Raw genomic sequence first — 20,231 nt, forward strand, 5'->3', positions numbered from 1 at the left:
TTACCCTCTCCTGTTAACCGTAAAATTTCTGGTTGTTTTTAGCCATTTCGCGAAGTTTGTCAGTCGGCTCATAAAGTTTGCCCAGTGCTGAATACTTTTCGCAAAGTTCGACGAACTGGGCAGTACCGATATCATCGATATATTTCAGTGCACCGCCGCGGAATGGAGGGAACCCAATACCGTAAACCAAGCCCATGTCTGCTTCTGCTGGCGTATCGACAATACCGTCTTCTAAACAGCGAACAGTTTCCAGACACATTGGAATCATCAAACGATCAATAATTTCCTGATCGTCAAACTCAGATGAGCCTTGTGCCACAGAGGCTACCAACGCATGAGCTTTTTCATCCGATACTTTCTTGGATTTGCCCTTTTTATCCAGGACATAAGAGTAAAAGCCAACGTTATTTTTCTGGCCGTAACGTTTTTCCTCAAACATGACATCCATTGCAGATTTGAATTCCTGCTTCATGCGATCAGGGAAACCATCCGCCATCACCGCTTGCGCATGAACGCCTGTGTCGATGCCCACAACGTCCATCAAATAGGCAGGACCCATCGGCCAGCCGAATTTTTCCATGACCTTGTCAACAGTTTCAAAGTTAGCGCCATCACGCAACAACGCAGCGAAGCCACCAAAGTATGGGAACAGAATGCGGTTAACCAAAAATCCTGGGCAATCATTTACGACGATTGGCGTCTTACCCATTTTTTGGGCATAAGAGACAACGGTCGCAATCGTTTCTTCGGAGGTTTTTTCACCACGGATAACTTCGACTAAAGGCATACGATGCACAGGGTTGAAAAAGTGCATACCACAGAAATCTTCGGGTTTTTTCAGTGCAGTCGCGAGTTCAGTGATAGAAATCGTTGAAGTATTTGAAGCCAGAATAGCCCCTTCTTTTAAATGCCCTTCCGCTTCAGCTAAGACCGCCTTTTTAACATTAACATTTTCAACAACTGCTTCAACGCAAACATCGACATTACCGAAGTCTCCGTATGACAGAGTTGGACGGATACGATTGAGTGTATCGGCCATGTTGTTGATGTTCATTTTCTTGCGTTCTACAGCTTTCACCAACAACTTAGACGCTTCGTCCAAACCTAATTGAATTCCAGACTCATTGATGTCTTTCATCAAAATAGGCGTGCCCTTGTAGGCACTTTGGTAAGCGATACCGCCGCCCATAATGCCTGCGCCCAACACAGCCGCCTGGCTAACATCGCGCGAGGATTTGGTGTGTGTCTTAGCAATTTTCTTGATGGTCTGGTCGTTCAGAAAAAGACCAATTAAATTTTGAGCCACGGTTGTTTTCGCCAGTTTCGCAAAACCTTTGGCTTCGATGGCAATCGCTTGATCACGTTCAAAGTTAGCGTGTTTCTGGATGGTTTTAATGGCTTCAACCGGTGCCGGGTAGTTTTTACCCGCTTTGGCAGCAACAAAACCTTTCGCCGTTTCAAACACCATCATGCTCTCAATGGCGTTTAATTGCAGTTTGCCTTTCTTTTCCGCGCGACGGTTTTTGTAGTCAAGTTCACCATTAGCGATACGAGTCAGCAGCTTAAAGGCGTCCTCATTAACCTGATCAGCTTTGGCAACGGCATCGACAGCGCCAACTTTGAAAGCAGCCTCTGCTCTATTTTCCGTGCCGCCCGCAATCCATTCGATTGCGTTGTCTGCACCGATGACACGTGACAAGCGAACAGTTCCACCGAAGCCCGGATACAAACCTAACTTAACTTCCGGCAAGCCGACTTTGGCTTTTTCAGACATAACCCGGTAGTCACACGACAGTGCCATCTCCATACCGCCACCAAGGCAGATACCATTAATTGCAACGACTGTCGGGAAAGGAAGATCTTCGAAAGCACTGAAAATTTCATTTGCCTTCAGAACATCCGCAACAATGTCCTCTTCGGACTGTTCAAACCACTGCAGGAATTCAGTGATATCAGCTCCCACGATAAAGGAATCTTTGCCACTGGTGACTAACAATCCTTTCACGTCAGATTTGGCTAACACTTCCGTTGCTTCAGAAAGCTCCGCGAGTGTTGCCTGATCAAATTTATTGACAGATTCGCCTTCAAGGTTAAATACCAATTCAGCTAAACCACCATCTCGAGCTTTTACGGTTACGCCTTTGCCCTGGTAGATCATGTAATGTCTCCATTATTGTCGTTGTTCGGACACCTGTGTTTGATTGCACTGCGTATTTTAGCGTTGTTGTCATCAATCTGCGGTTTTAACCGTTAATGATCGCCAAAGCAGGCAAAATCAAACACCAGTTTCAAACGATTGTTTGATTTGTGAAATACAATAGCCAGAACTTGACGCATGTCAACAGTTTAAAGTGAGTGACAGACCGTTAACTGAGCCATCAATGCGCCTGCTGAGCGGGATTGCGCGGTTTATTTGCCAAAGGAAGGAATTGTAAAACGAGAGATTGGAGGGCTATGGACACCTCTAACGAACGCGGTCTCTAGTGATTTTGGAGACCGCGCACAGGGTATTTCATTACGAGAACCGTTATCAGGCCGTAATCAACTCTTTTCTGAAGCCAATAGCGATGTCTTTGAGCCAATGTGTCAATTTATCGAAGGTCACCGCGACGTCTTTCTCGTCCCAACATAGCGACACCGCATCTTTCGAAAGAGAGATCACAGAAATGCTATCAGGAAGTTGCGTCACAAATTCCGCTAAGTAGGCATAGTGCTCCGCAGATAGGTGGCGACGTAAATCCCAGGTCCAACCAGAAGGCAGATAAGCCCCCGACTCCCCTGTAGTTCTGAGCAGGATAAATTCAGGAGCCTCGCCATCAACCAATCGCAGCCCTATTTGATAAAGGGTTACGATTTGCTGTTTTTGATTGACGCGACCAAACTCACTGGTATCTGGGACCCTTAAGCTTGTGACGCGAAACCCTCTGGTGAGCGCTTCTGAACGCAGTTTGGCCAGGAATTGGTCCCGTGGTGACGGCTTTAACCATAAGAATGCACCGGCGACGATCAGGATGGGTAGAATGACGAACAGTGCATTCATGGCTTTCTCTACTTATTCGGCAATTCAAATTCTTTTAAAGACGTGGTCTCATTTAAGAATTTACTTTTTATTTTGTTCAGTTGCGTTTCTAAGGAGTAAGAGACGCTGGAGGACAGCGTAAAGAAACTTAATAAGGCCTTCAGGTTTGAGTCGCCCTCACAGGCACTGTGTACTCGTTGCCACACGGCCTGATTAACCAGTTGCAGTTCGCGGTTTAGGGCAACCAGCCCATCCAAATCCCAATCTGCTTCTTTATGGTCTTTCATATTGAAATATTGTCGCAACAAATAGGTCCCGGCCGTCCGCACTATAAATTCATCCTGGCTGGAGAACGGTAAATGTGTAAACGCCATTGGTTTGAGATTGGCAAGAATAGGACAATCGCTGTTGGCCATGACCAAACCCATTAATGAGCGTAAACCTTCTTCCAGACCAGTGACTTTGCGATATTCACGTTCATGCGATTTAACAATGACTTCAACTTTAGTGAAACCGGGCAATTTGCGGAAATCTTCAACGATGGGTTGCATGTCCAACGCAGCCGGGCAATGACTGTGCTCAGAACGTTTCAATGGGCAGTTAGAACATTGGCAGTATTCTAACTTAGTCCATGATGCAGGCGTCTTTGAATGGGGGTTATGCTGTTTATCCGTAGCAGAGGCAGTTTCAAAAGTCAGTTCTGTGCCATCTTCTAGAAATTTAAACAGATACGTTATGCTCATTTATTGCTCCGTAAAATTAAATCAATCTACCTTGCTTTCGAGTTCCGCCCAGCGGTCGTAGGCTAGATTCAATTCAGTTTGTAATGATTGAAGTTGCTCAAGAACATGACCAGTTTGCTCAGCTGGGGCATTGTAAAAGTCCGGTGAAGAGACTTCTGCTTCTAAAGTCTCAATTTTCAATTCTAGCTCTTCAATTCTAGCAGGCATCTGATCGAACTCACGTTGGTCTTTATAACTGAGCTTCTTAGACTTGACCGGTACAGCTTTCGCCTCAGGAATTGCGGCGTCCTCTTCTTTTTTGACCGCTTTAATCCGCTCACCCGGCCAAATGCCGCCCTGTGCTTTCCAATCTTCATAGCCACCGGGATAGACTCGTATTGCCCCGTCGCCTTCAAACGCCCATGACTTAGTAGCCAGTTGATCGATAAAGTAACGATCATGACTAACCAACAATACTGTGCCACTGAAATCAGACAGCCGGTCGATCAACAATTCCAGGGTGTCCATGTCCAAGTCATTAGTCGGTTCGTCCATGATCAAGAGGTTAGCTGACTGACTGAACAGCCGCGCCAGTAACAGTCGATTGGTTTCACCGCCGCTTAGTTGGCGAACTTTCATGTGGCAACGCTCTGGTGCAAAAAGAAAGTCTTCCAGATAACTGATGACGTGACGGCTTTTACCGCCAACGTCGATAAATTCACGCCCTTCTGCGACGGAATCCATCAGTGTCTTTTCTGGGTCCAAAGCCATCCGTGCTTGGTCAAAATAGGCAATATCAAGCTTGGTGCCCTGCTGTACGGTGCCAGTTTGTGGCTCTAACTGACCTAGCATTATTTTTAACAGAGTCGATTTCCCGATGCCGTTAGGCCCGAGTAAGGCGATGCGTTCGCCCCTGACAACCAATTCACTGAAACGATCAACGATAGTCTGCTCTTGGTAGGCAAAGGAAACGTTATCCAGTTCCACGACCTTTTTGCCACTCAACTGTTGGCTGCTGATGTCAAATTTAGCGGTGCCCTGCTGGTTACGACGGCCAGCCAGTTCAGTCCTCATCGCTTTTAAGGCACGAACCCGACCTTCATTTCGCGTTCGTCTCGCCTTAATACCCTGTCGGATCCAGGCTTCTTCCTGTGCCAGCACCTTATTCTGTTGTGCACGCTGGCTTGCTTCAACTTCAAGCGCTTGCTCTTTGGCAATAAGATAAGCTTCATACGGCGCCGGATAGGAGCTGACGGCCCCACGATCCAGATCAATGATACGTGTTGCCAGGCGATCAATAAACGAGCGGTCATGCGAAACAAATATCAGGGTGCCACTGTAGCCAAGTAACAATTCTTCGAGCCACTCCACCATTTTGATGTCCAGATGGTTGGTTGGTTCATCCAGTACCAGAATATCAGGCTCTCCGACTAAAGCTCTGGCCAGCAACACGCGACGACGCCAGCCGCCGGATAAACTGCCAAATTGAGCATTCTCATCCAGGGATAAACGAGTGGTTATTGAAAGCGCCTTAGTTTGAAAATGCCAACCATCGCCTTCCTCGATCAGATGACTTAATCGGGTCATTTCATCCAGATCCGGGGCTTGCTGAAGAGCAAGTTGCTGATATTTAATCAACGCTTCACCGACAACTCCAACGCCACTGAGAACTACATCCATCACCGAGCGCTCATCACCTTCGGGCAATTCTTGCTGTAAGTGGCCTATTTTGAGGCCCTGTGCGTATTTAATGACCCCCGAGTCAGGATGATATTCTTCTAGAATGAGCTTTAATAAGGTAGATTTGCCAGCGCCATTTCGCCCAACCAGGGCTAAGCGTTCTCCTTTTTCAATAATGAATGAACAATGATCCAATAATGGGGCTGCCCCAAGGGCGAAATGTACTTGATCGAAGATTATTTGACTCATAAGGACTGACTTTTGGCACTCGCTGCCAAAGTGGTTACCAATTAGTGTGTCGCGCGATTTTAAACTGAGGTGAGATTTGTGTCTAAAAATAGATTTGCCGGACCGGCAATTGCGATCATTATCGTTGTTCTTTTCGTCGTTTGGATGGCTTCAGGTTCCGACGACAATCAAGCACAGCTTAACTCAAATCCACAACCGGCCAAGTCTCTAATAGCCACGGTTCAGGTCGTCCCCAGTGAATCCCGTTGGGTCAACCAGTCTTTGAAAATCAACGGCATCACTGAAGCCAAGCGCTCAGTGACTGTTCGATCTGAAGCAAATGGTAAAGTTGTCCGTTTATTAAAAGAACAGGGGCAGATCATCAAAAAAGGCGATGTAATTGCCGAACTCGATCAACAAGACATACCTGCTCGCCTGAAACAAGCGAAAGCTTTTGTCGATCAAACCCGACTAGAATATGAAGGTGCACAAAAACTGAAGGGACAGGGACTGCAGAATGAAGTGCAACTGGCCGGTGCGCTGACCAACTATGAACAGGCCAAAGCCCAATTGGCGGGCTTGGAACTGCAGCAGGCTAATACCGCCATTCGGGCACCTTTCAATGGCCAGATTGAAAATATGAATCTCGAGTTGGGCAGCTTTATACGCCAAGGCGACGCCATCGCTGAAATATATGATTACAGTGAACTTAAGTTCGTAGGTGCTGTTTCGGAGAAAGACATCAGCTCGCTGAAATTGGGACAAACCGCCACCGTTGAACTGATCAACGGTGAACTCGCTCCAGCAAAAATCAGTTATATTGGCTCAGTGACGAATGCCGCCACGCGCACATTTTCAGTCGAATTACGGTTGAACCCAGTAAATAGAAATGTATCGGGAGTGACATCGGTAGCTACTATTGATCTTGAACGCGACCAGGGGCACTTTATCAGCCCTGCTTTGCTGTATATAAACGAAGCTGGAGTCATGGGCCTGAAAACGTTAGACCAATCTAACCAAGTTATATTCAACGAAGTTCACATCATGCATTCAGAAACCGAAGGCGTCTGGGTTGGAGGCTTGCCTGAAAAAGCGAATATAATTGTTGTTGGTCAGGGATTCGTGAACATTGGCGATGAAACCAATCCGACGTTTAACGAATTTGACAGCACCATCGCTGTCGGCCTGTAAGGAGCCTTAACGTGGTATCTGTGATAAACGCATCACTTGATCGGACCCGAACGGTTCTTCTGTTGTTTTTGCTGGTCTTCATCTCGGGCATTGTATCGCTCATCGGCATCCCAAAAGAAGCCCAGCCTGATATCTCCATTCCCTATGTGTATGTTGGTACGGGTCTAGAGGGCATCTCTCCGGAAGACGCTGATCGTTTACTGGTCAGACCACTGGAACAAGAACTGAACTCTCTGGAAGGACTGAAAGAAGTCACCAGTACAGCCAGCGAAGGTCGAGCTTCAATTACTCTTGAGTTTGAATTAGACGTCAATATCGACGACGCCCTGTCAGATGTGCGTGAAGCGGTCGATGCGGCGAAGCCAAATCTGCCCGCGGAGGCCGATGACCCTAGTGTGCAGGAAGTAAACCTTGCTTTATTCCCGGTGATTAATATCTCGTTAGCGGGCGACGTCGACGAACGCGTGTTGTTCAGAGTGGCGGAAGACCTGCAGGACCGGCTGGAAGCGTTGCCTGGAGTGCTAGAAGCGACGCTGAATGGCAAACGTGACGAAGTGGCGGAAATTATTATCGACCCGGCGTTGATGGCCAGTTATAACATTTCCCACAGTGAGTTGTTTAATCTTGTGTCGCGTAATAATCAGTTAGTGACCGCCGGAAACCTGGACACCGGGGCAGGACGTTTTTCTTTTAAAGTGCCCGGCCTCATTGAAACTGAAGAAGATATCCTGAACCTGCCGGTCAAGGTCGATGGAGACACGGTTGTTCACTTTAAAGACATTGCGGTCGGCCAACGCACCTACAAAGATCCGGTCAGCATCTCCCGAGTGAATGGGCAACCGTCAGTGACGCTCGAAGTTAAAAAACGTGTTGGCGAAAACGTGATTGAAACCATCGAGCAAGCCAAAGAAGTGGTCGAGTCTGTGAAACCTTACTGGCCTGAAGGGTTAACTGTAACTTTCACGCAAGATAATTCCATCATGATTAAGCAGCAGTTAAGTGACCTGTTCAATTCAGTACTGACCGCCACGCTTCTGGTATTTGTCGTGATTGTCTGGGCGTTGGGTGTTCGCAGCGCGGCACTGGTGGGTTTGGCCATTCCCTCTTCTTTCTTGGCGGCGATCTTAACGTTGTCGTTGATGGGAATTACCCTCAACATCGTCGTGTTGTTTGCCCTGATACTGAGCGTCGGGATGTTGGTTGACGGCGCGATCGTGGTCACTGAATATGCGGATCGCCGAATGTCAGAAGGGGCTGATCGTAGGTCAGCCTACCGTGAGGCTGCAACCCGGATGGCATGGCCTATTATCGCTTCAACAGCAACCACCTTAGCGGTATTTATGCCATTGCTTTTCTGGCCAGGATTGCCAGGTGAGTTCATGGGCTTCTTGCCCAAGACAGTTCTGATCACCTTAACAGCGTCACTGATCATGGCATTGATAGCCGTGCCCGCTTTTGGCTTTATGTTTGGTAAACCCCTACCGGTAACCAATAATCAACGAATCACGATGGATGCGATCGATCACGGTGAATTCCACAAGATCCCCGGCATGTTGGGTGTTTATGTGCGCTTTGTTGGTCGGATACTGCCTCGCGCCGGTACCGTTACACTGGTGTTTATCCTCGCGATGGTCGGCATTATTGTCGCTATGGGCAAAAATCCACCCGATACTCAATTTTTCCCGGAAGTGGATGCGGACTTTGGTTCCATAGAAGTTCGCGCACGCGGCAACCTTTCCTTGAGCGAGCGGGATAATCTGGTTAAGCAAGTCGAAGAAATCATCTTGGCTATTGACAACATTAAGACCGTCACCACCAAAGTCAACACCACCCCGGCGAACGGAGGGCGCGAAGACACCATCGGAACTTTGATGCTGGAATTCGTCGATTGGACTCCAGAGCGCCCCTCTACAGCGATCATTCTTGACGATGCTGTAGACGCCGCGAGCGTTATCCCCGGTATCGTCGTAGAAACACAACAGGCGCAAATGGGACCAACCACCGGTATCGATATTCAATTGCAGTTCTTTTCAGACGATATCGATGATTTGCGCGACGCAGTGGATCTCGTTGTGAAACGGATACAACAAGACGCCAGAATCAAAGAAGTGTCGGACAACCGTCCATTAGATGGTTTGGAATGGCGTATTGACGTTGATCGAGAAGCGGCAACGCGCTTTGGCACTGACATTGCCACGGTGGGCTCTTCAATTCGAATGATCACTAATGGCCTTAAAATCGGCTCTTACCGCCCGGACGATGCAGATGATGAAGTGGAAATTCGCGCACGCTATCCGTTCAATGGGCGAGATCTCGACCAGATTGATGATTTGACGATAACGGTTCGTGGTCAGCAAGTCCCTATCAGTAACTTTATTGAGCGCCGCGCGCAAAACAAACAGGGCGACTTGTTTAGAACCGATGGAAAATTAACCTTTGATATCGAAGCTAATGTTGCTGCGGGTGAAACCGTATCCGAAGTTATTCATGATTTAGGAATAGAGCTGAAATCCATGTATGAACAGGATCTGATTCCCGCTAACGTTGCGTTCCGTTTTACCGGCGACCAGCAAGAGCAGGCTGAAACCATGGCTTTCCTTGGAAAAGCCTTTGGTGTGGCTATGTTTGTCATGGTGATTATTCTGGTCACGCAGTTTAACAGTATCATGCAGACGCTGTTGATCCTGTCGGCTATTGTCACATCAACCTTTGCAGTGTTTGGCTTTATACTGGTTTCAGGATCCACTTTCGGTGTAGTCATGAGTGGTGTCGGCATTATTGCTCTCGCCGGCATTGTGGTGAATAACAATATTGTATTGATTGATACCTACAATGTTATTCGCGCTCAAGGTGTCGAGCCAATTGAAGCGGCGATGGTCACTTGTGCACAACGTTTACGCCCCATCATGTTAACCACCATAACCACGATCTTGGGTCTGATCCCCATGGTTATGCAGTTAACAATTGATATGGTAAACCGGGATTTTTCCATTGGCGCCCCCTCCTCACAATGGTGGACTGAATTGTCAACGGCCATTGCCGGGGGACTAACATTCGCTACCATTTTGACGTTGGTACTGACCCCTTGTCTGCTGATGCTTATTGAACGGTTTCGCACTTTTACGGGACGCCGGAAAGTCAAAGCCCACAATTAACCCTCCAAACAGGTGACTGCTGAACATAATAAAAGAGATCTTATGGTCTCTTTTTTTATGCTTTAAGCGCTAGGCTGGCCGCAAATGAAATATTACAGAGGTCTTATATATCAGAAACTTAAACAGCGTTTTACTTGTAATTCCTTAAAAACCATTTAGCCTTAGAATGACTCCCTGAATTGATGCGTTGGTTATGCGTATTGTTATATTTCTAATTGCCATTGCCCTTCCTTTAACGTCAACAGCGATCACCATGTACCAATCTAAAGTTAGGTTGATCGAACAATCTTTGGTGTCTCCGGCTGAATTAGAACAATGGCGTTCGGATATTTTGTACCCCCACCTTTACGAGCACTGGTTAAGCCAAAACATCACCACTCTTTCGCAAACAGACGTTGATATTTTTCTGAAGAATCCAGAAAACAAAGCTGCGGCCTGGTTTTTTACCCCAAAATGGCGGGATGAATTGATTCGCCGAGAAGACTGGCAGACCATTAATCAGGCTTTCGCGGCCGAATCCGACCCGGACCTTATTTGTTATTTTTTACAGTCGCAGCAAGAATTGAATCAATCAATTGACGAATTGAAAGTCGCGTCACTTTGGGACAGTGGACTTTCGCGTCCGGACCATTGCGATCCATTTTTGATTGATTGGATCTCCAAGCAGTCGAACGCAGAGACGCTAGTCTGGAATCGGCAATTACGGGCATTCTATTCACGCAATGGAAAGCTGTTGCGCTACCTTAATCGCTTTTATGAAACGGCAGAAGCAAAATCACATGGACAATTTTTGGCTGAAGTCTACAGTAATCCCAGACATATCGTCAGCCAACATTACAACCCGGACTCAAGCAAAATGCACGAGCTCGCGTTAGCCGCCGTGAATCGAATGGCGTATCAGGACCCTCGTTCTGCGTCTAATTTATGGCTACAGATCGTAAAGGCCACGCCAGCTATTACTCAACAGCAGATCAGAGAAGCGTCGCGCTACTTGGGTATTGCCATGGCGAAACAAGCGTTGCCAGAGGCTTCGTATTGGTTGTCTATTGCTGACCCAAAAGGAGAAGATGAAGACGTACAGCATTGGCGTTTACAGATTGCACTAACAAAAAAAGACTACAACACCATAATTTCTTACTACCAGCAGCTCAGTGATGCCTTGAAGCGGAAAGACCAATGGCGATATTGGTACGGCTACGCCCGGTTAAAAACCGAGGGTTCATCAAGTGAGGACAATCCGTTAAAGGCGTTAAGTAAACAAAGACTCTATTACGGTTATCTGGCAGCAGGAACCTTGGGGCTGCCGCCTAGCTTGAATGCAGAACCGGATTACCCTCCCGTGACGATGCAACAACTGGCAAACCGTAATGAGATAAAACGAGCCCAGAAACTGTTTGAATCAGGCGATATTATCCGCGCTCAAGTTGAATGGAATTTACTGGTCAGAAATCTCGATAACGAACAGCAACACACGGCAGCTGAACTGGCTCTCACCTGGGGTTGGTATGCAAAGGCATCTCAGTCCGCAGGTTGGAGTGGACGATATGATCTCATTCATTTGCGTTACCCAAATGCCTTTGATCACATCGTAAACAGCCAGGCTGAAAAGTTGGATTTGCCCAGCTACTGGATCTACGGCGTCATGCGACAAGAAAGCCGTTATGAAAACACTGCGGTCAGTCCGGCTGGGGCCTATGGGCTTATGCAGATTCTCCCCAGTACCGCAAAACAAACGGCCAAGCGGTTTGGTATTCCGTTTTCAGGAACAAACGCTCTGTTTGATCCGCAAACCAATATCCAAATTGGCAGTCAATATTTGCACGAATTACTCGGTCGTTTCGATCATCCGGTATTCGCAACAGCGGCTTACAATGCGGGACCCAGCCGAGTTAATGCATGGCGAGAACTGTTTCCGAATGACATAAAAATTTGGATCGAGAGCATTCCCTTTGACGAAACCCGCAACTACGTTAAATCGGTACTGGTCTACAGCCAAATTTATGCGCTGACGAACGAATCAGATTGGCACCTCGCGAGTTGGACTCATCCTAACGACGCGCTCGCAGCGTTGAAAATTGACTCTTCAAATTAATTTGAACTGTGATGAGATGAGGCTATGCTCAAATCATAGCATTATAAAGATTTAAGCCATGTCTGATAATCATGATACAGAAGAATCCAGTTGGCATTTTACTCAAGAAACATTGTTGATGTTGGGTGTGTCCGTTGCTCAACTGCAATCTATCCTGAACGATGGTGGCGAAAGCGTTTCAGAACTGGTTGAGTCTTTCGTTAATCTAGCCGACACCTTCAATAATCTGATTACCCACAAAACGGACATAGACCACACCGATCTGACAGACGTAAAACATCGCATTGAGCAAGGCATTGTTGCCTTCCAATTTTATGATCGCATGTCACAACGGTTGGATCATGTTTCCAATTCTTTACAAACGATGAGTCACATAATCGGAGATGAAGAAAGGCGCAATAGTCCAGATCAGTGGCGGCATTTCCAACACTCTATTCAACAGAAATTGACCATGGAATCTGAACGGAAAATTTTTCAGCAGATACTGTCTGGTGTGCCTGTAGAAGAAGCGCTTGCCAATCTGCAGGTTGAAAAAAATAAGCAATCTGACGACGATATTGAACTGTTCTAACCAGACCTACCTGACTACGGTCAGCTGATCCCCAATCTCTAATTTGGCACAGTTAGTTGTGATCGCATTCATACCAAAAATAACACGCTCGTTTCTGCGTAGGATTTCTTTCATGCGAAGATGCAATTCACGTTGATAAACACTTGTCATAGGATCTATGGCAGGAACGTTACAACGAACACATGGCTCTGCGAACACGATAGAACCTCCCTTCTCCAACCGCAGTTTCTTGGTCTCATATTCTTGGAACTCATCCAACCTAACGACAATATTTGGACGGAAACGGCTCATGTCTAAACGCTGGCCCAATGCAGCGTTCAATGCCTCCAGGCTGGATTGATTACATACCAACAAAGGATACCCGTCAGCAAACGCAAACGGCGCTTGGTGGCCCTGAGCCGTGCGGAACCGGCTTTCCAGATCATCAAACTCAACCAAATACACCAGTTCATCGAGTTGTTCTGAGAACCAGCGTGAAACCGTTTTAGATTTTTCACGCGTTTTAAGGGAAGTTTTCCAAACCGAGGTTTCTATAACCGATTCCGTTGTGCTTTCGGCGTATATATCGACCTGTGCGCCGTGAGGGCCCAGCACCTGCCATATACCCGGTTCGATAGCGTGGGGTTTAAACTGAGCAAGTATTGGATGAGTGCGCTGGGTGATGAAACGGTGCTTTTGATCGACCAGCATGTATTGGCGATCATCCCGAACCCCAAAACTTCCAAAGGATAGTGAATGCACGTGCACACCAGCCATGGACTTTATAGGATATACAAATAGATCGGATATAGTTGTCGTGTTCATTGAAAAACCCGAATGGTAGACACATCTGATCATACCAAACTTCGTGACTAACTTAACTCCTCTATTCGGTTGCGCACCAACTCTGCTAATTCCTGAGGCTTGAATTTTGACAAAAAACGATTGCAACCGACCTTCTCAACCATTGCCTCATTAAATGCGCCACTTAGAGACGTATGCAATACCACAAAGAGATCTTTCAGTTTTGGGTTGTTGCGTATTTCGGTCGTCAGGCGATAACCATCCATCCTTGGCATTTCCGCGTCGGTGACAACCAGCAATAACCGATCGGTAATGGGACCGTCGGTTTCCTCGGCCATTTTAATGAGAAACTCTAAACCTTCCAGGCCATCCATCGCCTGATGCACTTTCAGGCCAAGTTTGGTAAAAATTGCGTGAGCCTGTGTGTGCGCAGTTTGTGAATCGTCGACCATTAATATTTCTTTGCCTGCTGCTCTGGCGATCATTTCATCTTGCAATATGTGATCAGGCAACTCGGTGCTCAATGGAGCAATCTCTGAGAGAACCTTTTCTACGTCAACAATTTCAATGATCTGCTCTTCCAACTGCGTAATGGCCGTTAAATAATGATGACGCCCCGCGCCTGTTGGTGGCGGTTTAATCTGTTCCCAATTCAAATTTACAATGCGGTCAACTGAGCCGACCAGAAAGGCCTGGACTGTCGAATTGTATTCAGTCACGATGATAGTGGATTCATCATTATAAACAATGGGTCGCATACCAATGGCTTGGCTCAGGTCTATAACCGGCAATGCCCTGCCTCGCAGATAAACAACACCAATGACCGATGGGCTACGATGAGGCATTAAGGTCAGTGCAGGAAGCGTCAATACTTCTTGGACTTTAAATACATTGATCGCAAACATTTGGCGGCCGACCAGCTTGAACATCAGCAACTCAAGTCGATTTTGACCAACCAGATTGGTCCGACTATCAACATTTTTTAACATCTCTGACATTGCGTATCCCACTTCATTACATAGCCGTTTAGCGAGTTATCGGCTTCTATCGGGATAAGTGTAGTCAAAAATAAAGAAACCGTGTTAAGCCGCCGCTGGATTGTCCGCAAATGAAAAGCATGTTTTAGCAATAACGGTGTTCAATGTGGAGTTGCTATTCAGCACAACGGCAGGTCTTTACATCCAGGCCAACAACAGGAATTGCAGGCAAATCTTCTGGAGAGGCTATAAAGCGACTCACTAAGCTGGTCCCTGTATTACACCGTATACCATCACTGTAAGCTCCCACGTAAGCGATACGCCCCTGGGCATTAGTAATGATGATGACCGGCGCAATCTGCCTTACAATCGAGTCCAGTATGTCTACCGATTTTCCCAACTCTGGATGATTGCTCAAGATTTGGAAGGTATAAAAACCACTCTGTCCGGCTTGTGCTGATATTTGCCCTGCGTGTTTAGCCGTTAGCGCGCGACACAAGCAATCATCTGGCAGATTATGGATGACGGCGGGATGTTGTAACGTATCGTTTGAGGTTATCGCATTCTGCCATGATGCAAAAAACACGTTTGAGTCCGCTACATTCTCCAACATCAATCCTACATACCGATGTTGAAACCACTGACTGGCTGTAAGTCCCGCAACGAGCATTAAAGCAAGTAGAACCAGCCAGAAAATAGTTCGAAAAGGCTTCAGCATCAGCGTTTAACGTCGCAACGGCCCCATTCACATTTCACTAAGAGATAATCTTGTGGCGTGCAAACGGCGTCATAAACCTCCAGTGGCCACGAATTCCTCAGCAGCGCGACATTTGGTTTGGAGCAGCCCGCATCTCGCAATACCTTTTCAACGACAAATAATGATCGGCCATATTTACGATACCGTGTATTTATAGAGCGAGCTGATTCCGCGTCGTTCGACACACTCTGGCGGCGCTGGGCAATGGCTGTCAACTCTTCGGCCAATTTCTTATCACGAGCTAAATCGAGACGCCCCTTCGCAACATTGCCGAATACTTTACGGCAGTCGTCCGTTTCATCGTAATCACCGAACCAGCGTTCTACCTGGTCATTGGCATCCAACTGAATTTGCTCTAACGTCTGTATCGCCAACACCGCACGTTGAGATTCGGCTTCATCGGGAACTTGTTCCCAGTTCAATTCGAGCACGCCATAATCAGCTGCCAGTACCAAGGTGTTGTTGCGTAACCACCAATTTTGTTGTTCCCGCATAGCCAGTCGGCTTTCCTCAATTCCCAAGTCGACACAATGTTCGACCGCTTGGCGAATAGCCGAATCGGTTACCAGTGCCTGGTGAATAGCGGTTGTTTTTAAGGGAGCAGTAGAACAACCCAGTAATAAAAATAGTGAGATCAGGCTGACAATGAACCGCATTTAGACTCCAGATCAGGAAAATTCGGCTTCTATGTTACCAAAAACGAAACCTAAACGTAGCCTTTGGGTGTGGCATTAAAATGGTATTGTTCAAAAATAAAACCGACAGCATCTCAAAGCTTGATGATTGGACCGGCTAAAAAAGCTCGATTCTTCGGCAATCGATAAATTCGTGTATTAGATTTGCTGAAAAAGGGCTGAACAATCAAAGGCACTAAACGACATGGGTGTCCTGCTGAAGACTGAACGACGGATCAGCGCCAAGAATCCACCATCAGCTAGCGTTAGTAACCTCCGTGAACAAATGACTGCAGTGACACCGTATTGAACGGCCAATCAAGACAACGTTGATCGTTTATACGATACAGAACCGGAATGCGGATGCCAAACCGCTGCACTAAATCATCATCTGAAGCAATATCAGTTTTGACGTATACCACTCGATCGTCGGCTGTCCTGTTAAAATCGGATATCACCTCTTCCGCCAATTCGCAGAGATGGCAACCTAAGGTGTGGTACAGGATATAATCCAAAACAGACTCACTCTGATGGCCAAATGGGTGAGCTATTATCAATGAAGCCACCATGAACACAAGAGCAATGGTAACGGTCAACTTAAGTTAGAGAAACGTTGCAAGCACAGGCCGACCTGAAAAACACTAGCCGGCCTATATTGAATTACCACATGAGCGAATGAGCTGCTCGCGACAGAGCACCATTGTTTCGCGGATGATTATCGAGTGACGTAAGGAAGTCTTTTGCGGAATTGAACTGGGCTTGCCATTTTTCCTGAGCATCCATTAGTTTTTGCGCATATTGCTTCAGAGGTTCCAAACCTTTCGGCAGAGCCGATGGTTGGCCAGCCATTTCGGCATAAACGCTGGCACCTTTATGCTGCGTTTCTTGCATAGACAAATCCATCGATTTCAATGTTGTACCATCAATGCTCAACGCTTGAGCTTTTTCCAGAGCCGTTTCATAGTCGCCATTGTAAAACTCTTCCGCCAGTTCATTCACATTGGCAAGCAAGGCATCAAGGTCAGCAGCTTCCTGCTCGTTCAGGTCGCCCTTGATAACCAGACTGAACCCACTGGTTTCACTGTGACTCCATTGAGTTGAAGACAATCGTCCGAAGCGCAAGTCATCTGCCGTAGAAGATTCTTCTGCAACCGAACGGATCTGAATCTTGTCTCCTTGCGCGGTGGTTAGATCCAAAGCAAATGTCTGACGTTCATATTGATACAGGCTGATCGCACGTTCAGGCGAAGTACGTTTGGCAGAGGGCTCGGGCACCGATGTTTGTATGTTGTCCATTGGTTCCAACGAGCGCTCATCCAGTTTGTCCATAATTTGGCCAAACGCGGAGTTAATTTTCATTTCCAGTGGATCATCTAATTCGCCCAAACCCTCCAGAACGTCCTTGGCTTCGCTAAAGCCCTGAGCGACCCCCTGTTTGGCAGCCTTCCACATGCTGTCCAATTCAGCTTCAGACGCGCCATCAGCTTCTGCTTTAGCAATACGGGCACTCGCGAAACTCCAAATTTGCTCAACTAAGGCATCAACATTGAAATTATCAGCTTTGGACGTTGCATCGCGCGCACTTTCTGTTTTTTCAGCTTGTTGTGTAGAAATGGGCTGTTGGTCCAACTTCTGGTAAGACTGACTCTCAAACCGGGATTGATAACTGCTATAGCTGACCGACGACGAGTGGTTATTTAATAAATTCGGAAGCATGAACCTTCCCTCCATTTTCCGTGTCGGATACCGCGCACAACAAGGTGTGCATCCAAAAGTGAATAAAACCTAGCATCTTGGTTAGCGGCTAAAAACCTGATTTCTTCACCTTTCTTTCGTTGCATTTTGTAACGCACGGAACGCTGAAAATCTGGAAAACCTATAAACATGCCTATTATCATAAATATTTATTATAACTGCGCTGAATAATTGTGGAATATATCTCATCAATAACACTAGATTAATGAACTGTTAATCTCTATGATTTTCCCATCGCAAGTTTTGTATCAGGACATGGATAAATGGCACGTTTGGACTCACTAATAATTTTCACAACCGTCGTCAAAGCGAATAACTTCACCAATGCTGCACACCAACTCGGACTTACGCCTTCAGCAGTCAGTAAGCAGATCAGTCTTTTGGAAGACAGACTGGGGGTACGCTTGTTGAATCGCACCACGCGCTCTGTAAGCCCAACGGAAGCAGGCCAACTGTTTTTCAACCGCTGTAGCCGGCTCCTGGAGGATCTCGAAGAAGCCGAGCACATGGTAAAAGACTTAGAGACCAGTCCTCGAGGGACGTTGAAGATATCTGCAACGCCGACGTTTGGGCGCTCCATGCTCATGAAAATTTTTGCCCAGTTTCTGGAGCAAAACCCAAATGTGAATTTTGACCTGACGTTGGCCGACAAAGGACTTGACTTAGTTCGAGAAGGAATTGATCTGGCCATTCACCTCGGCTCCCTGCAAGACAGCCGTTTGGTGGCCAGACCCGTGGCTCGTCAAAAAGTGATTCTGGTTGCATCCAAAGAATATCTGGAAAAACATGATAAACCTAAAGCGCTCAATGAGTTGGTGAATCATTTTATCTTAATGGTGTCCGGCATAGACTTCGCCGAACCTCGGTGGATCAAGCGGTTTATTAAGGAAGCTGGATTGTCCAATAAAGAGAGACGTTTTACGGTAAATGACCTCGACACCCTGTGTGAGGCTGCTTTAAACGGTATGGGTTTGGCGGCACTGCCCATCTATATGATTAGGGAACATCTGGACTCTGGCAAGCTTGTCCATATTCTGCCGGAAATTAATTTCCCGGTACGAACCATTCATGTTGTGTATCCAGAGAACCGCTATCTGTCGGCCAAAAGTCGAGCATTTGTCGATTTTATGGCCAACTATTTCACCGAACACAATTTGGACGATCTTTAGTCCGAATAGCATTAAAAAGGGGGCGAAAAGAGCCCCCTATTTCGTTTGACATTAGGTTCGGTTAATTACTGACAAATGCGCCGAGTTTCGTGTCGCTGAACATTCTTTCCAGAACCGAATCAAACACAGAGTTTAGTAATACTTCGTTCTTTTCCTCACTTGGATACCCGACCGTATCTATATACTGACTGGTTGTATAGCCATTGCTAAACGTTGTATTGCCTTTCATAACTTCGATACTGACTGCGGCCATGGCAGTCGTCCGTTTGATACTCGCCTTTTGGTCTTCAGTGATGTAACTGAGCTTGTCCAAAGAGATTGCAATGTTCATGTCAGGAAATGCAGTGGACAGTTCTATGCCTGTTTTTTCCAGTACTTGTAATGCCAGTGATTCAATAACTTTATCGAGTGGTCGCTTGGCTACAATTGTGGAAGTTTCTTCATACACGCCGCCACGATACCCAATAATGGGGTCAGCGCGTTTATCTGCTACCGTCAGATTGGCAGTACCGCTCCCAGTAATGATCCCTTGAGTCGGAATGCTGGGTTGAAAGTCAACCTGTTGCGGTGAGAGTTGAGCGCAACCGACAAATGCGACGGCCGCGGCACCCGACAGAAACGACTTAATGTACCGACTAAAAACCTGTGTCATAGTAATCCCTCTCATTGTTGTTTTCGTTTGAATACCCAGTTCCACTGATCGGAATCAGCAGCACTAAAACTGTAACCTGCGTAGTCAAAGGCTTTCAATGCCTTAAGTGACGTCGGCTGATTATCCAGAATGTACCTTATCATTAATCCCCGCGCTTTCTTGGCAAAGAACGAAATGATCTTGTAGTTGCCATTTTTTTCGTCCAAGAAAACCGGCGTAATTACAGGAACCGCCAACTGCTTGGTATCAACCGCCCTGAAATACTCTTGCGAAGCAAGGTTAATCAGATAATCTGCGTCGGACTCCGCGACGTCCTGGTTCAACAGATCGGTAATCCGATTGCCCCAAAATTCGTAGAGATTTTGACCGCGGGAATTCGATAGTTTCGTCCCCATTTCCAATCGGTAAGGTTGTATGGTATCTAATGGGCGTAACAAGCCATACAGACCCGACAGAATGCGAACTTTCCTTTGAGCCTGGATAATTTGCGGTTTGGTTAGGGTGTAGGCGCTAAGACCCGTGTAGACGTCACCTTTAAAGGCAAATAACGCCTGTTTACTGTTAGCGGCCGTCATTACAGGTCGCCACTGCTGATACCGTTCTACGTTCAGCGCTGCCAGCTTTTCCGATAACGACATAAGTTGCGCAATGTCAGCGCAGGATTTCGCTTTTAATTCATCAATAAGACTTTGAGCCTCATCTGCGAATCGATAATCGGAAACGTCATCTACCGGTGAGTCAGTCTCAAAATCTAAAGTTTTGGCCGGTGAAATAACCGCTAAAACCTTCACCATACTCTCGTTAAC

At 46.7% G+C, this 20,231-nt stretch carries 17 protein-coding genes; 5 read left to right on the plus strand and 12 right to left on the minus strand.

What is annotated here, in order from left to right; translation table 11 throughout:
• Window positions 1–13: 13 nt before the first annotated feature.
• The 4 genes from fadB to IYN85_RS06375 form a co-directional block, all read right to left on the minus strand.
• Window positions 14–2,158, minus strand: coding sequence for a fatty acid oxidation complex subunit alpha FadB (fadB, locus tag IYN85_RS06360; protein ID WP_196157979.1), 2,145 nt, complete (start codon window positions 2,156–2,158; stop codon window positions 14–16).
• A 372-nt stretch (window positions 2,159–2,530) separates the two neighbouring features.
• Window positions 2,531–3,040 (minus strand): hypothetical protein, encoded by a 510-nt coding sequence (locus IYN85_RS06365; protein ID WP_196157980.1) that lies wholly within the window; start codon window positions 3,038–3,040, stop codon window positions 2,531–2,533.
• 8 nt (window positions 3,041–3,048) lie between these two features.
• The gene (locus tag IYN85_RS06370; protein WP_196157981.1) at window positions 3,049–3,762 is read right to left on the minus strand and encodes a hypothetical protein; all 714 of its coding nucleotides are present in this window, start codon (window positions 3,760–3,762) and stop codon (window positions 3,049–3,051) included.
• Window positions 3,763–3,783: 21 nt separating this feature from the next.
• Entirely contained in the window at window positions 3,784–5,670 is a 1,887-nt protein-coding gene (locus IYN85_RS06375; protein WP_196157982.1) for an ATP-binding cassette domain-containing protein, read from the minus strand.
• Between the two features lie 78 nt (window positions 5,671–5,748).
• On the opposite strand from IYN85_RS06375, the gene IYN85_RS06380 reads away from it, so the two are divergent.
• From IYN85_RS06380 to IYN85_RS06395, 4 genes are all read left to right on the plus strand, one after another.
• Window positions 5,749–6,840: an efflux RND transporter periplasmic adaptor subunit gene (locus IYN85_RS06380; protein WP_196157983.1), complete on the plus strand. Its 1,092-nt coding sequence runs from the start codon at window positions 5,749–5,751 to the stop codon at window positions 6,838–6,840.
• 11 nt (window positions 6,841–6,851) lie between these two features.
• Complete coding sequence (locus IYN85_RS06385; protein ID WP_370592162.1) at window positions 6,852–9,995, plus strand: efflux RND transporter permease subunit; 3,144 nt, start codon at window positions 6,852–6,854, stop codon at window positions 9,993–9,995.
• A 193-nt stretch (window positions 9,996–10,188) separates the two neighbouring features.
• The gene (locus IYN85_RS06390) at window positions 10,189–12,087 is read left to right on the plus strand and encodes a lytic transglycosylase domain-containing protein (protein ID WP_196157984.1); all 1,899 of its coding nucleotides are present in this window, start codon (window positions 10,189–10,191) and stop codon (window positions 12,085–12,087) included.
• A 58-nt stretch (window positions 12,088–12,145) separates the two neighbouring features.
• Entirely contained in the window at window positions 12,146–12,658 is a 513-nt protein-coding gene (locus tag IYN85_RS06395) for a hypothetical protein (RefSeq protein WP_196157985.1), read from the plus strand.
• 6 nt (window positions 12,659–12,664) lie between these two features.
• On the opposite strand, the gene IYN85_RS06400 is transcribed toward IYN85_RS06395, so the two are convergent.
• The 6 genes from IYN85_RS06400 to IYN85_RS06425 form a co-directional block, all read right to left on the minus strand.
• The gene (locus IYN85_RS06400; protein WP_196157986.1) at window positions 12,665–13,462 is read right to left on the minus strand and encodes an MOSC domain-containing protein; all 798 of its coding nucleotides are present in this window, start codon (window positions 13,460–13,462) and stop codon (window positions 12,665–12,667) included.
• Window positions 13,463–13,509: 47 nt separating this feature from the next.
• The gene (locus IYN85_RS06405; RefSeq protein ID WP_196157987.1) at window positions 13,510–14,439 is read right to left on the minus strand and encodes a chemotaxis protein; all 930 of its coding nucleotides are present in this window, start codon (window positions 14,437–14,439) and stop codon (window positions 13,510–13,512) included.
• A gap of 154 nt (window positions 14,440–14,593) precedes the next feature.
• Window positions 14,594–15,004, minus strand: coding sequence for a DUF6436 domain-containing protein (locus IYN85_RS06410; protein ID WP_196157988.1), 411 nt, complete (start codon window positions 15,002–15,004; stop codon window positions 14,594–14,596).
• A 131-nt stretch (window positions 15,005–15,135) separates the two neighbouring features.
• Window positions 15,136–15,831, minus strand: coding sequence for a hypothetical protein (locus IYN85_RS06415; protein ID WP_196157989.1), 696 nt, complete (start codon window positions 15,829–15,831; stop codon window positions 15,136–15,138).
• A gap of 284 nt (window positions 15,832–16,115) precedes the next feature.
• Window positions 16,116–16,406, minus strand: coding sequence for a glutaredoxin family protein (locus IYN85_RS06420; protein WP_230390505.1), 291 nt, complete (start codon window positions 16,404–16,406; stop codon window positions 16,116–16,118).
• Window positions 16,407–16,509: 103 nt separating this feature from the next.
• Window positions 16,510–17,565, minus strand: coding sequence for a DUF5610 domain-containing protein (locus IYN85_RS06425; RefSeq protein ID WP_196157990.1), 1,056 nt, complete (start codon window positions 17,563–17,565; stop codon window positions 16,510–16,512).
• Between the two features lie 302 nt (window positions 17,566–17,867).
• Between IYN85_RS06425 and IYN85_RS06430 the strand changes: the two genes are divergently transcribed.
• Window positions 17,868–18,773: a LysR family transcriptional regulator gene (locus tag IYN85_RS06430; RefSeq protein ID WP_196157991.1), complete on the plus strand. Its 906-nt coding sequence runs from the start codon at window positions 17,868–17,870 to the stop codon at window positions 18,771–18,773.
• Window positions 18,774–18,834: 61 nt separating this feature from the next.
• On the opposite strand, the gene IYN85_RS06435 is transcribed toward IYN85_RS06430, so the two are convergent.
• Complete coding sequence (locus IYN85_RS06435) at window positions 18,835–19,425, minus strand: YajG family lipoprotein (protein WP_196157992.1); 591 nt, start codon at window positions 19,423–19,425, stop codon at window positions 18,835–18,837.
• Between the two features lie 11 nt (window positions 19,426–19,436).
• A complete protein-coding gene (gene yaaA / locus IYN85_RS06440; protein WP_196157993.1) occupies window positions 19,437–20,219 on the minus strand; it encodes a peroxide stress protein YaaA in 783 nt (260 codons plus the stop codon).
• Window positions 20,220–20,231: the final 12 nt, after the last annotated feature.

It is taken from the genome of Reinekea sp. G2M2-21, assembly GCF_015687175.1.
Lineage (GTDB): Bacteria > Pseudomonadota > Gammaproteobacteria > Pseudomonadales > Natronospirillaceae > Reinekea.

What these genes read in the sequence shown, in the direction of transcription:
- fadB (WP_196157979.1), bottom strand. Translation starts at nt 2,158, where the DNA reads ATGATCTACCAGGGCAAAGGCGTAACCGTAAAAGCTCGAGATGGTGGT.
- IYN85_RS06365 (WP_196157980.1), bottom strand. Translation starts at nt 3,040, where the DNA reads ATGAATGCACTGTTCGTCATTCTACCCATCCTGATCGTCGCCGGTGCA.
- IYN85_RS06370 (WP_196157981.1), bottom strand. Translation starts at nt 3,762, where the DNA reads ATGAGCATAACGTATCTGTTTAAATTTCTAGAAGATGGCACAGAACTG.
- IYN85_RS06375 (WP_196157982.1), bottom strand. Translation starts at nt 5,670, where the DNA reads ATGAGTCAAATAATCTTCGATCAAGTACATTTCGCCCTTGGGGCAGCC.
- IYN85_RS06390 (WP_196157984.1), top strand. Translation starts at nt 10,189, where the DNA reads ATGCGTATTGTTATATTTCTAATTGCCATTGCCCTTCCTTTAACGTCA.
- IYN85_RS06395 (WP_196157985.1), top strand. Translation starts at nt 12,146, where the DNA reads ATGTCTGATAATCATGATACAGAAGAATCCAGTTGGCATTTTACTCAA.
- IYN85_RS06400 (WP_196157986.1), bottom strand. Translation starts at nt 13,462, where the DNA reads ATGAACACGACAACTATATCCGATCTATTTGTATATCCTATAAAGTCC.
- IYN85_RS06405 (WP_196157987.1), bottom strand. Translation starts at nt 14,439, where the DNA reads ATGTCAGAGATGTTAAAAAATGTTGATAGTCGGACCAATCTGGTTGGT.
- IYN85_RS06415 (WP_196157989.1), bottom strand. Translation starts at nt 15,831, where the DNA reads ATGCGGTTCATTGTCAGCCTGATCTCACTATTTTTATTACTGGGTTGT.
- IYN85_RS06425 (WP_196157990.1), bottom strand. Translation starts at nt 17,565, where the DNA reads ATGCTTCCGAATTTATTAAATAACCACTCGTCGTCGGTCAGCTATAGC.
- IYN85_RS06430 (WP_196157991.1), top strand. Translation starts at nt 17,868, where the DNA reads ATGGCACGTTTGGACTCACTAATAATTTTCACAACCGTCGTCAAAGCG.
- IYN85_RS06435 (WP_196157992.1), bottom strand. Translation starts at nt 19,425, where the DNA reads ATGACACAGGTTTTTAGTCGGTACATTAAGTCGTTTCTGTCGGGTGCC.
- yaaA (WP_196157993.1), bottom strand. Translation starts at nt 20,219, where the DNA reads ATGGTGAAGGTTTTAGCGGTTATTTCACCGGCCAAAACTTTAGATTTT.